A 13660-nucleotide genomic window follows, 5' to 3' on the forward strand; every position below is an offset into this window, starting at 1 on the left:
ACGAAAGCTCCTGAATCGCTCAGGAGCTTTCTTTATGCCTTGAAAAAACTGAAGAATTGCTGTTATCCATGTTGGTTTGTCTATAATAGGAGCGGTGCTTCTCAAAGACTTCAAGATAGCGGAAATGTGAGTATTTATCTATGTCTGTATACTGGTAAAACTTGCGTCATTCGGTGCATCTCACAGCATATCAGCGGCAAACAACGACTGATACTTCATGATCGTTTGATAAACCTCTTCGTAATCAGCAATATTTTCAATTATGGTTTTGCGATAACGAGGTATACGGTGCTTTCCAGAATACATGATCTCGTCAAGCTTCAGAATAACATCACCCGTAGAAGTGTGTTTGTTAAAAAATGATTGTTTCGTATCAACGGAGATAATTTGCTGATAGGGAATGCGCTTAGTAGTCGTATTGAAAATTCCTTGCTGTATATAAACTGCCTGATCGGTGATGCAGTAGTTTGTTTTTTTGACACTCGGAACAGCGGTCAGCACGCCGCCAAGGTACAGCAAGACTGGCATAAGGGGACCTAAAAAAAATGGAATTAGGATTAAAAAGACGCTTTTATCTGTATTAGATGACGAATCAGAATGGGAAGATATTATCACCAACAAGATGAATCCTAATTCAACTATCCCCCATAACACCGCCTTCGGAAGCATCGGATTAAAGATTGATTTCATAACAGAAACCTTTTTATTTTGCGTTCCGGACCAGAGAATGTGCTCATACGGTTCAATATGTGATGTCAGTGACATAGTACTCATCCTTTCGTGTGAGAAATTTTGTTAACAGTATAGCATGACTTCGCTTAGTTGTCAAGGCAGCCATCACGGTTCACATGCAAATCAATTATCAATATTATATGTCATGAAATGAGCACATTTTGTAGTGGGCAGGCACGATCAAGTGCGCCGTCCCTACAGATTAATTATTCTAATCAACAAAATTGAACCCTGTAAATGCTGAAATTGATGTATTGACTTTGCGGAAGGGTTCGTGTATAATAAATAATGTATACCTTTGCGGACTCGGTGCATAATAAAAGTACGAAGTCAAGTGAGGTGTATACAATGGAAAACGATAAAAAGGACCGTAAGGACGAGGCGGAAAAGACAGACTCCATAGTTAAAACGGGAGAGACTGAGCCTTCAAACTCGAAGCATCTTATACACTGCCTTACGGTAATTGGACAGATAGAAGGGCACTATGTACTGCCCGAACAGAACAAGACAACCAAGTATGAGCACATTATCCCTTCCCTTGTGGCTATAGAACAGGACAGAAGCGTTGAGGGACTGCTGATAATCCTTAACACCGTCGGCGGCGACGTTGAGGCAGGACTTGCTATTGCTGAACTGATATCGGGGATGAAGACTCCTACGGTATCTCTTGTGGTGGGCGGAGGTCACTCTATAGGAGTTCCTCTTGCAGTAAGCGCAAAGAAGTCTTTTATAGTTCCGTCGGCATCTATGACCATACATCCCGTAAGGATGAACGGTACACTTATCGGCGTACCCCAGACCTTCTCGTATTTTGACAGGATGCAGGACAGGATAGTCCGCTTTGTCACAGAGAACAGTTCGGTGGACGAGAATGAATTCCGCAGGATGCTCATGAATACTGATGAGCTGGTAACGGACGTGGGAACAGTGCTTGAAGGCGAAAAAGCTGTTGAGTCGGGACTTATCGATTGTCTCGGCGGACTTGGTGATGCTGTTAGCTGTCTGTATGAGATGATAGAGAATACAGACAGAAGATATGCTGATGATGAGGTCAGTTAACGGGAAAAACTCCCGATATTGCTTCCGTAACGACGGTGATGCGTCTTGCGGAGCTGTACATATGCAGAACAAAATGGAGGATAGCAATGTCAGACAAAAAAAAGGCACAGATGTCAGAGCCTACGGCTCCGATAGAAGTGGTGGCAGGCTATGAAAAAAAGAAGCCTGCGCAGAAAAAAGTCAGAAAAAAGGCTTCGGGAAGCAGGACAGCTTCTTCACCGAAGGCTGCAAGTGCCAAGGAAAAGCTTGAGCAGAAACAGAACGAGCGCAACAGAACCACATCTGTTGTATTGTTCGCTTCAGGAGTTCTTATGGCTGCGATGGCTCTCATACCGGGAACATCGGGCTGGCACAGTATACACAGAGCATTTCTCGGTATATTCGGAGTATCTGTTTTCATAGTACCCGTTATACTTATTTATACATCCATACTTATAAGCAAGAACAAGACCGAAGAGGATATTTCTGGACGTGCTGCATGGGCAGTTGCACTTCCATTCGTAGTCAGTGCGGCCATAGAGATATTCTTCGTGGGAAAGCTTCCGGGACTCGGTTTCTTCAAGAACATTCCCGAGCTTTACAAGGAGGGCGTTGCACTTAAGGGCGGCGGAGTCATCAGCTACCTTATCGGCGGAACCCTGCTTAAGATATTCGGCGGGCTCGGCGCAAAGATATTCACTCTTGTGGTATTCTTCGTTATCATACTCCTTCTTACGGGCAAGGGTATAAACGAGTTCCTTGATATACTTTTCCGTCCCTTCACATTCCTTATGCAGTGTGTTGCAGGAGTTAAGGAAATGCTTGTGGACGGCGATTTCGACAGCGGCTTCTACGGAGTTGTCGGCGGTGACGATGAAGAGGACGATGCGGACGGGGAAGAGACTGAAGATGAAGTCATACAGACAGGCATCTCCTATCCCGACCGTGAGGAGATAGAGGCTATAAGTCTCCTGAACGGCAATATGTCCATGTCACAGCCTGTCAGAAAGCCTGAAAAGCCTGCTGTACGACGCGGCATCCCCGATGAGAACGGCTTTGTCATGGACGTTCCGCTTCCTGGCGAATCGGAGATAGCCTATGACGATCCCCTTGATGTGCCTATATTCATCGATAATCCCGACCTTGGGGACGAGCTTCCGCCTGCTGATCCTGTGGATCACAGCCTTGATGCTCTTATCAATAAGGCTGCGGAGAATCTTCCCGAAAAGACTGAAGAGGCTTCTGCGGAAGCTGTTGACGAGGAAACTCCCTCTGCACCTGTCAAGGACAAGACTCCGCTGTACATACTTCCGGGTATCGACCTGCTTACTCCTCCCGATATACGTTCCAACAGTTCGGATGCGGTAAAGGAGATGCACGACAAGGCAGAGACCATAGTAAACACCTTCAAGAGCTTCGGCGTTGAAGTAAAGATAAGCAACATATGCAGAGGACCTTCTATCACCCGTTACGAACTCCAGCCGGGAGCAGGCGTTAAGGTATCGAAAATAAGGGGACTTGAGGACGATATCGCCCTTAGTCTTGCGGCGCAGGGAGTGCGTATAGAGGCGCCTATCCCGGGTAAGCCTGCTGTAGGTATCGAGGTCCCGAATATAAACAAAGATACGGTAACTCTCAGGGAGATACTGGAATCCAAGGAATTCAGGAATTCCGCCAGCAAGCTGACATTTGCAGTCGGCAAGGACATCACGGGCAACGCTATAGTCGGCGATATAACCAAGATGCCCCATGTTATCATAGCAGGTACTACGGGTTCGGGTAAATCAGTCTGCACCCGTTCAATAATCATGAGCATACTCTACAACGCAAAGCCTGAGGAGGTAAAGCTCATACTCATCGATCCGAAAATGGTCGAATTCAAGGTGTTCGAGGGCATCCCTCATCTGCTCATCCCCATAGTCATCGATCCGAAAAAAGCGGCAGGTGCGCTTAACTGGGCAGTTAACGAGATGATGCGCCGCTACTCCACATTTGCGGATGTGGGTGCAAATGACCTTAAGTCCTATAACGAGCTTGCGGAAATGGATGACGAATTGCAGCCAATGGCTCAGATAGTCGTTTTCATCGACGAGCTGGCTGATATGATGCTGGTCGCAGGCAAGGAAGTCGAGGACTCTATCTGCCGTCTTGCACAGATGGGACGTGCCGCAGGTATGCACCTTGTTGTAGCTACACAGCGTCCTACCACGGACGTTATCACAGGTCTTATCAAGGCCAATATCCCGAGCCGTATCGCACTTTCTGTTATGTCGCAGGTGGATTCACGTACTATCATTGATATGGCAGGCGCGGATAAGCTCCTCGGAAACGGTGATATGCTCTATATGCCGATAGGTATGAACAAGCCTGTGAGAGTTCAGGGATGCTTTGCATCAAGCAAGGATATAAGCGCAACTCTGAACTTCATAAGAGCTCAGAGTCAGGTAGAATACGATGCCGCTATAACCGAGGCTGTGGACAGCTTCGTTCCCCAGAGCAAGGGAAATGACCGTGATGACAGCGATACTCCTGCTGTTGCTACGGATGAGGATTACGTTGAGCGCGCTATAGAGCTGGCAGTAAACAACGGTCAGCTTTCAACGACTATGCTCCAGAAGAAGCTGAAGCTTGGCTATGCAAGAGCTTCACGAATAATGGATGACCTGGAGGAAATGGGAGTTATCGGACCAAGCGAAGGCTCAAAGCCGAGAAAGGTCTATATGTCGAAAATGCAGTTTGACGAAAGACGAATGAGAATGGAAAACTGACGCAGGCAGGTGATATGCATGTATGAGGGGTTCCTCCCGACTACAAAAAAAGAGATGGACGAGCTGGGAATAGAGCAGTTCGATTTCATATACATAACGGGAGACGCTTACGTTGACCATCCGAGCTTCGGGGCGTCTATAGTTACCCGTCTTATCGAGGCAATGGGGTTCACGATAGGTATAATCGCCCAGCCTGACTGGCATACCGACAGGGACTTCCGGCGCTTCGGCGCTCCGAAGTACGCATTCCTCGTAACTTCGGGAAATATCGATTCTATGGTGGCTCACTACACCGCCGCAAAGAGAAAGCGCTCGGACGATGCCTATTCTCCGGGAGGTCTTGCGGGAAAGCGTCCAGACCGTGCGGTGATAGTCTATTGTCAGAAGCTGAGAGAATACTTCGGCGACATACCGATAGCTATTGGCGGACTTGAAGCTTCACTCCGACGTTTTGCACACTATGACTACTGGGACGACGATGTCCGTCCTTCAATACTGCCCGACAGCGGTGCGGATATACTCATGTACGGCATGGGCGAGCATCAGATACAGGAAATATGCAGGCGTCTTGCAGACGGCGAGGATATCCATGATATCCACGATGTAAGAGGTACCTGCTATATGACCGAACCTGTGAATACTCCCATAGGTGCGGCGCAGTGTCCCTCCTTTGAACAGGTCAGGGAAAGCAAGACCGAGTACGCAAAGGCTGTAAAGATACAGTATGACTGGCAGGACGAGGTCTACGGAAAGACTGTCATCCAGCGTCACGGCAGGATGATGCTTGTGCAGAATCCGCCTGCACTCAGCCTTACTACAGAGGAACTGGACTACATATACAGCCTTCCTTATACCCGTGCAGTTCACCCGAGCTATGATTCTCAGGGAGGTGTGCCCGGCATCGAGGAAGTACGCTTCTCCATAACCCATAACCGTGGATGCTTCGGCTACTGCAACTTCTGCTCCATTGCTCTGCATCAGGGCAGAAGGGTAACCGTAAGAAGTGAGGAATCGGTACTTAAAGAGGCTGAAAGAATAACAAAAATGCCCGATTTCAAGGGTTACATACATGATGTTGGAGGTCCTACAGCCAATTTCAGGCATACCTCCTGCGAAAAACAGCTCAGCAAGGGACTCTGTATGGGCAAGAAATGTCTTGCGCCGACTCCTTGTCCTGCGCTGAAAGCCGACCATACGGAATACCTTGCACTTCTCAGGAAGATACGTCAGGTAAAGGGCGTAAAGCGAGTGTTCATCCGTTCGGGAATACGCTACGACTACCTTATGGAGGACAAGAACGACGAGTTCATGCGCGAGCTTATAAAGCATCACGTAAGCGGTCAGCTCAAAGTAGCTCCCGAGCATTGCTCAGCGGTGGTGCTTGACAAAATGGGCAAGCCCCATATTGAGGCTTACAAGGCGTTCCAGAAGCGATTCTACGAGATAACAAAGGGCATCGGCAAGGAGCAGTATCTTGTTCCGTATCTCATGTCCTCGCATCCGGGAAGTACGCTGAATGAAGCCATAGACCTTGCTGTGTTCCTGAAGGAGAACAAGATACGTCCCGAACAGGTGCAGGATTTCTATCCTACTCCGGGAACTATCTCTACAGCCATGTTTTATACAGAGCTTGATCCGTATACTATGGAAAAGGTCTATGTGCCCAAGACTCCTAAGGAAAAAGCTATGCAGAGAGCGCTTTTGCAGTATTTCCGTCCGCAGAACAGGGAGATAGTCCTTGAAGCACTGAAAAAGGCAGGCAGACGTGATCTTATCGGAAGCTCGCCTAAGTGCCTTGTAGAAGATATCGCTCCGAGGGGCGGAAACAGAAAAGGCGGTGAAGGCTCTTGGCAGAAAAAGAACGGCGATCGGGACAGAAAACAGTCCTCACCGAAGAACAGGAAGAGCTTTACGCACAGCTCAGTGCAAGGGCAGCAGAAAAAAGGAAAGAAAAGCTCAGGCGGAAAAGGTCGCTGAGGAATCTGCTGGGGAACATTGCGTTCCTTCTGGTGCTTGCAGGTGCTGCGGCACTGTTTATCTACCTCAGACGTCCTCCGGTATATACCGCCGAGGGAGAGCTTTATGTGCATTATATAGATGTGGGACAGGGTGACTGTACCCTGATAACCGCAGGAAGAGAAGCTATGCTCATCGACAGCGGAGAGTACACCGAAGTCGGAAGCGTAGAGAACTATCTTGAAAAATACGGCATATCACGCCTCGACGTGATAGTATGTACGCATCCTCATTCCGACCACATGGGCGGAATGGCAGATATTATAGAGAGATTCGATGTGGGTGAAATATATATCCCGCATGTAAAAAGAGAGAAAATACCAACAGCAGTCTATTATGATAAGTTCCTTGACGCAGTGAACAGGAAAAGAGTAAAGCTTTCAGAAGTAAGTGCAGGAGAAAGTTTTACCGTCGGCGACGGACACTGTACCGTTGTAGCTCCCTGTTCAGATGACTACGAGGGCCTGAATGACTATTCCATAGGCATACTCATGCGTCACGGCAAAAAGAGCTTTTTGTTCACAGGTGATGCGGAGGAGGCTTCCGAGACGGAAATGATCCTTTCGGGAAGGCTTTCTTCCGTGGATGTGTACAAGGCAGGTCACCACGGAAGCAGTTCGTCCTCAACAGAGGGATTCCTTGCGGTGATACGTCCCGAATACGCTGTGATATCCTGCGGAAGAGATAATCCTTACGGACATCCTTCCGATCAGGTCATAAAGAGACTGCAAAGATATACAAAGAATATTTTCCGCACTGATCTGTGCGGCGATATAATTATTTGTTCCGACGGAGAAGAAATATCCGTCCGGACGGAAAGGGATGAAATAATATGAGGATCGACAGATTTGAAGGAGAGTTTGCAGTTATCGTAACTTCTGAAGGCACAATGAACATCCGCAGAGACATGCTTCCTGCGGCAGCACAGGAGGGCGACGTTATCCGTTATGAAAACGGTCTGTGTACCCTCGACAACGTAAGGACAAACGAATTAAGGGAGGGTGTTGAAGAGAAGATACGAAGGCTTCTCAGAGGAGAATATGACTGATACCATTATTGTAGGTGCAGGTGCGGCAGGCTGTATGGCGGCAGTACAGGCAGCAAGGTTCGGCAAGACCGTTTTGCTGTTCGAGAAGAATCAGCAGACAGGCAGAAAGCTCAGGATAACCGGCAAGGGACGTTGCAATGTGACGAATAATTCAACTATGCAGGAGCATATGAACAATATCCCCGTGAACCCGAGATTCCTTTACAGTGCATTTTCCAACTTTGATTCCTCGGATACCATGGCTTTTTTCGAGGAGTTGGGAGTTCCGCTGAAGACCGAAAGGGGAAACAGAGTCTTTCCCGTAAGCGATAAGGCTGAGGACATCGTAAACGCCCTTAACCGTGAAATGGAACGTCTTGGCGTTGAGATAGTAAACAAGCGTGTTTCAGCGCTCATCATAGAGGACGGCGTCTGCAAAGGAGTAAGGGCAGGAGGAAGGGAATACCTGAGCAATTCGGTACTTATAGCCTGCGGAGGATGCTCCTATCCGAAAACAGGTTCGGACGGTGACGGTCATACCCTTGCAGAGAGCGCAGGTCACACAGTTACTGAACTGAAGCCGAGTCTTGTACCCCTTGTATCTCCCGACAAGTACTGCGCCGAGCTTATGGGACTGTCGCTGAGAAACGTAACTCTCAGCCTTTACGACGGCGATAAGCTGCTTTACAGCGAAATGGGAGAGATGCTGTTCACTCATTTCGGAGTTTCGGGACCGCTCGTGCTCAGCGCAAGCTCGCATATACGCAGTATAGCGCCGGACAGATGCAGGATAAGCATAGACCTTAAACCTGCACTTTCGCCCGAACAGCTCGATGCACGTATTCAGCGCGACTTCGCCGAGAACCTTAATCGTGACTTCATAAACGGCATAAGGAAGCTGCTCCCTGCGAAGCTGATACCCGTTATCACAAAGCTTTCGGGAATAGCTCCCGAACAGAAGATAAACAGCATAACAAGAGAACAGCGCCGCAGGTTCGGTGAACTGATAAAGGCTTTCCCTGTAAGGATATCGGGATTCCGTCCTTTGGACGAGGCTATAATCACCAGCGGAGGAGTTTCCGTCAAGGAGATCGATCCGAAAACTATGGAGTCCAAACTGGTGAGCGGACTCTACTTTGCAGGCGAGGTCATCGATGTGGATGCCTATACAGGCGGATTCAACCTTCAGATAGCCTTTTCTACGGCTTATACCGCTGCGCTCTACATGTGAGGACAGTCTATGACAGATAAACGTATAAGGAATGTGTTCCGCTATGTTTTCGAGTTCGTTGCCGCAGGCTTTGCAGGCTGGATATACGAGGTCATAACGGTATGGGTGATGTGGCACTACTTCGATAACCGAGGTATGCTCCACCTGCCGATAATACCCATATACGCTGTCGGAGCCTTTATACTTCTTGCTGTGCTGAGGAAAAAACGGCATCCGCTGTTCATATTCCTGTTTTCGGCAGCAATAACCACTGTTTTCGAGCTTGGTGCGTCCTATCTGCTGGAGTTCATATTTCACCAGCAGTTCTGGACCTATGAAACGTGGCCGTTTTCGATACTCGACAGGTCCTCGCTGATATCAAGTGGTATTTTCGGTATACTTGCAGTTGCGTATTTCTACGGACTGCATCCGATTTCGGGCAGGCTCAGCGAGAAACTTCCGAAGGGTGTATGCATCGGGTTCAGTGTTCTGGCGTCCGCAGCGATACTGACTGACCTTGCTGTATCGGTGACGGAGCTTCTTAAGGCAAGATGAGGCTGACAAAAAGTTAAAACAAAGGAGAAAATGATAATGAGCAATATCAATATAGCTATAGACGGCCCTGCAGGTGCAGGAAAAAGTACTATCGCAAAAATGGTCTCAGCAAAGCTGGGATTCATCTACGTTGATACGGGAGCACTTTACCGCACGGTAGCTCTCTATATAACCGAGAACAACATAGCAGACGAGGATATAGAGAAGTCGCTTCCTTCCGCAGACGTTTCACTGGGATTTGCGGACGGCGCCCAGAGAGTTTTCCTCGGAGACAGGGACGTTTCGGACCTTATCCGTACTCCCGAGATATCTATGGCTGCTTCACGTACTTCCGCTATACCTGCTGTAAGAGCCTACCTTTTTGAGACTCAGCAGAAGATAGCAAGAGAGAACAACATAATTATGGACGGCAGAGATATCGGTACGGTTGTTCTCCCGAACGCTGATGTAAAGATATTCCTTACCGCTTCCGCAGAGGAACGTGCGAACCGCCGCTACAAGGAGCTCGCCGAGAAGCCTGACTGTCCCACATATCAGGAGATACTTGACGACATCATAAAGCGTGACTATCAGGACATGCACCGTGAGATAGCTCCGCTGAAGCAGGCTGAGGACGCTGTACTCGTTGATACCACGAATCTGGACCTTGAAGGCTCTGCAAATGAGATAATCCGCATAATCAAGGAGAAAACAAATGTACAGTGTGATTAAGTTCCTGCTGAGACTTGCTTTCAGAACAGCTTACAGCCTCCACTACGAGGGACGTGAAAATATACCGAAGGGAACGGCAGTAATATACGCTTCAAATCACCGTACAAACGCTGATCCGCCCCTTGTGGGTGCAGGTGCGAGAGGAAAGCACTCCTTTATGGCTAAGGAGGAGCTTTTCCGCAATAAGCTTTTCGGGTGGCTGATACGTTCTCTGGGCGCTTTCCCCGTGGCGCGAGGAAAGGGCGATACTGCCGTGATAGATACCGCAGTTGAATGTCTTAAAAGCGGCAGGAACCTGATGATATTCCCCGAGGGCACACGCTCCAAAACGGGAAAGGTCGGCAGGGGACACTCGGGAGCCGCGCTTATCGCCGCCAGATCGGGCGCGCTGATAGTACCCGTTGGTGTGTGCTTCGGCGAAAAGCTGAAATTCCGAACGAGAATAACCGTAAAATATGGCGAACCAATAGATCCGAAGGACTATGTTGAGATATCCGACGAGCCGAATCCACGTCAGCTGGTCAAGCTTAAGAACAAGTACATGGAGGAGATAAAAAAGCTCGTTGAGGGTGAACCCGAAAACGCCGCGGCAGAGGAGGTAAAAGAGGATGAGTAAGGTGCGTGTTGCCAAGTCCGCAGGCTTCTGCTTCGGGGTTGACAGGGCTGTTAAAATGGTGTATAATGAACTAAATACCAACACTAAAGTTGCGACTCTCGGACCTATCATACACAATCAGGACGTTGTCAGCGATATGCAGGCAAAGGGTGCAAGAGTCATCGAATCGGTGGAGGAGCTCCTTCCCGATGAGACCGTCGTTATCCGTTCGCACGGTGTAGGCAGGGACGTTTATGAGGCTATAGAGCGCAAAGGCAACCGTATGCTGGACGCTACCTGTCCCTTCGTTTCGAGGATCCACAAGATCGTGGCGGAGAAGACAAAAGAAGGCTATTTCATACTTATTGCAGGTGACGAGTCTCATCCTGAAATACAGGGGATTGTTGGTCATTGTGCACAAAATTACTGTGTTTTCAAAGATGATGTTGAGCTAAAACACGTTTTTCCGAATTATTACGGAAAAAAGCTTGCATTTGTAGCCCAAACTACTTATAATATATTATTATGGGATAAATGTTTAAAGGAGATTCCAAAGGACGATCCGAATATTGTAATTTTTGATACTATCTGCAATGCTACCGACGCGAGACAGTCGGATGCTGCGAAGCTTGCCAGGGAGTCAGATATCATGCTGGTTGTCGGAGGCAGACATAGTTCTAACACCGTCAAACTCTATGAGGTGTGCAGCCGTTACTGCAAAACGTATCATATCGAAAATGCGGACGAGCTTTCTTCACTCAGACTTCCCAGTACTGATAATATCGGTATAACTGCCGGCGCTTCAACCCCGGCTTATATAATCAAGGAGGTAGAAACCACTATGACAGAGAATACAAATCTCACAGCTAATCCGGATGAGGAGATCGATTTCGCAGAAGCTCTCGATCAGTCATTCAAAAAAATACATACAGGAGAAAAAGTCAAGGGCATCGTTGTAGGCATAGACAATGCAGAGATCACAGTTGATCTCGGTACTAAGCATACAGGTTACGTAAAGCTTGAGGACCTGACAGACGATACAACCAAGAAGCCTTCAGACCTCGTAAGCATAGGCGATGAGATCGAGCTCATCGTTATCAAGGTTAACGATGCAGAGGGTACAGCTGCTCTTTCCAAGAGAAAGGTTGACGAGCAGGCCGGTTTTGACAAGGTTGTTAAGGCTTATGAGGACGGCGAAGTTCTCGAGGGCGTTGTTCAGCACGTTGTTCCTAAGGGCGTTACACTCACATACCTCGGCGTAAGAGTATTCATCCCTGCTTCACAGACAGGTCTCCGCAGAGGTGAGGACCTCGAGCAGCTTCTCAAGAAGCCTGTACAGTTCAAGATCATCGAGGTTACAGAGGGCAGAAAGAGAGCAGTCGGCTCTATCAAGGCTGTTGAAAATGATAAGAAGGAAGAGGCTAAGGCTAAGTTCTGGGAGACTGCTGAGGTTGGCTCAACTTACACTGGCAAGGTTAAGTCTCTTACAAGCTTCGGTGCATTCGTTGATCTCGGCGGCATCGACGGTATGGTTCACATTTCTGAACTCTCATGGAAGAGAATCAAGCACCCAAGTGAAGTTGTCAATGTAGGCGACACTCTTGAGGTTTACATCAAGGATCTCAACCGTGAAGAGAACAGAATCTCACTCGGCTTCAAGAAGGCTGAGGACAATCCTTGGGAGATCTTCAAGGCTAATTACAGTGTAGGCGATGTTGTTAAGGCAACTATCGTTTCTATCACTTCATTCGGTGCTTTCGCTCAGATCATCGACGGTGTTGACGGCCTTATCCACATCTCACAGATCGCTGACAAGAAGGTTGAGAACGTTAAGGACATCCTTTCTGTAGGCGACGAGGTTGACGTTAAGATCATCGATATCGATACAGACGCTAAGAGAATCAGCATTTCAATGCGCGCTCTTCTCGATGGTTCAGAGGATGAGGCAGAGGCTGACGAGGCACCTGCTGAGGAAGATGCTGAGTAATTCAGTATACTATTATAAATAATATAAAGGCTGTACCGTACAAGGTACAGCCTTTTTAAAAAATGGAGGAACAATGAAAAAGATCTGTCCGTATTGCGGAGCTGAATACAGCGGCAATGAATGTAAAGAGTGCGGCATGAGGTTCTATGAGGATGACGGAGATTCGGGATATTCTACCGACCGTGACAGCGGTAAGACTGTTCAGAACTGGAAAAAATCGTCAAGGCCTGAGCCTTCCGTGAAAAAGCCGCTCAATAACAATAATACCCGTACTACAGCCATTACTGTTATAGCTTCACTGTGTATAATAGCTTTGATAACTGCTTTTGCATTGATAAGAAGCCTTATGACTGACATGTTTGTGGAGAAGATGGAAAGCTCGCCTGCTTTTTCCGAACTTGCAGATCCTGAGAGAGCTTCTGAAAAAGACGAGGAAGCGAAGAAGGATATAAACGAGGAACTTGGAATATATTCTGCGGGAGATTACCACATAGGAGAGGATATGCCTGCGGGAACATATCTTTTTGTTGCGAGCCTTGAAGATCAGATGTTCTATCAGGGAATCTACAAGGATCCTTATCAGCGTGAGCCTATATCGGAAGGCTGGCGCACGAAGTCCTATATAGCGGAGCTTCCCGAGGGTGCGTATTTACACTTCTCGTGGTCGAACGCTTATGACCTCTCCAAGAATGACATAACCAACGATCCTCATAAGGATCAGGGAATGTTCAGAGTCGGAAAGGGCCTCGACCTTGAACCCGGTACGTATCAGGTAGTTAAGGGTGATTTCAGTACTCTTATGTACGGCCCTGCCTGGACGATCTACAGTGACCTGAACCCTGTTGCGCCTGTTATCGCTGATTCGGGAGATGCAGGCGCTGAGATAACTGTATATGAAGGCGATTATCTTCAGCTTAATGGCTGTATCATAAAAGAATGATAATTAAGTGCGTTTGTTGTGAATTGGAACAATAAACGCACTTGCTTTTTGTGTGCATTAATGGTTTTTATGGCGAATATT

General features: G+C 47.9%; 12 protein-coding genes. 11 read left to right on the forward strand and 1 reads right to left on the reverse strand.

The window, feature by feature from the left end; translation table 11 throughout:
• Nucleotides 1-180: 180 nt before the first annotated feature.
• Entirely contained in the window at nucleotides 181-765 is a 585-nt protein-coding gene (locus tag BT127_RS00495; RefSeq protein ID WP_075423066.1) for a PH domain-containing protein, read from the reverse strand.
• Between the two features lie 315 nt (nucleotides 766-1080).
• Between BT127_RS00495 and BT127_RS00500 the strand changes: the two genes are divergently transcribed.
• The 11 genes from BT127_RS00500 (at nucleotide 1081) to BT127_RS00550 (ending at nucleotide 13579) form a co-directional block, all read left to right on the forward strand.
• Nucleotides 1081-1791, forward strand: coding sequence for a ClpP family protease (locus BT127_RS00500; RefSeq protein WP_075423067.1), 711 nt, complete (start codon nucleotides 1081-1083; stop codon nucleotides 1789-1791).
• Nucleotides 1792-1877: 86 nt separating this feature from the next.
• Complete coding sequence (locus BT127_RS00505; RefSeq protein ID WP_318257074.1) at nucleotides 1878-4538, forward strand: FtsK/SpoIIIE family DNA translocase; 2661 nt, start codon at nucleotides 1878-1880, stop codon at nucleotides 4536-4538.
• Nucleotides 4539-4556: 18 nt separating this feature from the next.
• Complete coding sequence (locus BT127_RS00510) at nucleotides 4557-6515, forward strand: YgiQ family radical SAM protein (RefSeq protein ID WP_075423068.1); 1959 nt, start codon at nucleotides 4557-4559, stop codon at nucleotides 6513-6515.
• A gap of 122 nt (nucleotides 6516-6637) precedes the next feature.
• Nucleotides 6638-7390, forward strand: a complete 753-nt coding sequence (locus tag BT127_RS17100) for a ComEC/Rec2 family competence protein (protein ID WP_318257095.1) — start codon at nucleotides 6638-6640, stop codon at nucleotides 7388-7390.
• Nucleotides 7387-7602 carry a DUF3006 domain-containing protein gene (locus BT127_RS00520; protein ID WP_075423070.1) on the forward strand — a complete coding sequence of 72 codons (216 nt, stop codon included), beginning with the start codon at nucleotides 7387-7389 and terminating at the stop codon, nucleotides 7600-7602. The genes BT127_RS17100 and BT127_RS00520 overlap by 4 nt, the downstream gene beginning before the upstream one ends.
• Nucleotides 7595-8812: a BaiN/RdsA family NAD(P)/FAD-dependent oxidoreductase gene (locus BT127_RS00525; RefSeq protein WP_075423071.1), complete on the forward strand. Its 1218-nt coding sequence runs from the start codon at nucleotides 7595-7597 to the stop codon at nucleotides 8810-8812. The genes BT127_RS00520 and BT127_RS00525 overlap by 8 nt, the downstream gene beginning before the upstream one ends.
• A gap of 9 nt (nucleotides 8813-8821) precedes the next feature.
• On the forward strand, nucleotides 8822-9346 hold the full coding sequence (locus BT127_RS00530) for a putative ABC transporter permease (RefSeq protein WP_075423072.1): 525 nt from the start codon (nucleotides 8822-8824) through the stop codon (nucleotides 9344-9346).
• Nucleotides 9347-9382: 36 nt separating this feature from the next.
• A complete protein-coding gene (cmk, locus tag BT127_RS00535; RefSeq protein WP_075423073.1) occupies nucleotides 9383-10057 on the forward strand; it encodes a (d)CMP kinase in 675 nt (224 codons plus the stop codon).
• Entirely contained in the window at nucleotides 10041-10673 is a 633-nt protein-coding gene (locus BT127_RS00540; RefSeq protein ID WP_075423074.1) for a lysophospholipid acyltransferase family protein, read from the forward strand. The genes cmk and BT127_RS00540 overlap by 17 nt, the downstream gene beginning before the upstream one ends.
• A complete protein-coding gene (locus BT127_RS00545; protein ID WP_075423075.1) occupies nucleotides 10666-12639 on the forward strand; it encodes a bifunctional 4-hydroxy-3-methylbut-2-enyl diphosphate reductase/30S ribosomal protein S1 in 1974 nt (657 codons plus the stop codon). The genes BT127_RS00540 and BT127_RS00545 overlap by 8 nt, the downstream gene beginning before the upstream one ends.
• Nucleotides 12640-12712: 73 nt before the next feature.
• On the forward strand, nucleotides 12713-13579 hold the full coding sequence (locus BT127_RS00550; RefSeq protein WP_075423076.1) for a hypothetical protein: 867 nt from the start codon (nucleotides 12713-12715) through the stop codon (nucleotides 13577-13579).
• Nucleotides 13580-13660: the final 81 nt, after the last annotated feature.

It is taken from the genome of Ruminococcus sp. XPD3002 (genome assembly GCA_900119535.1).
In the GTDB taxonomy this organism is placed as follows: Bacteria; Bacillota; Clostridia; order Oscillospirales; family Ruminococcaceae; genus Ruminococcus; species Ruminococcus flavefaciens_H.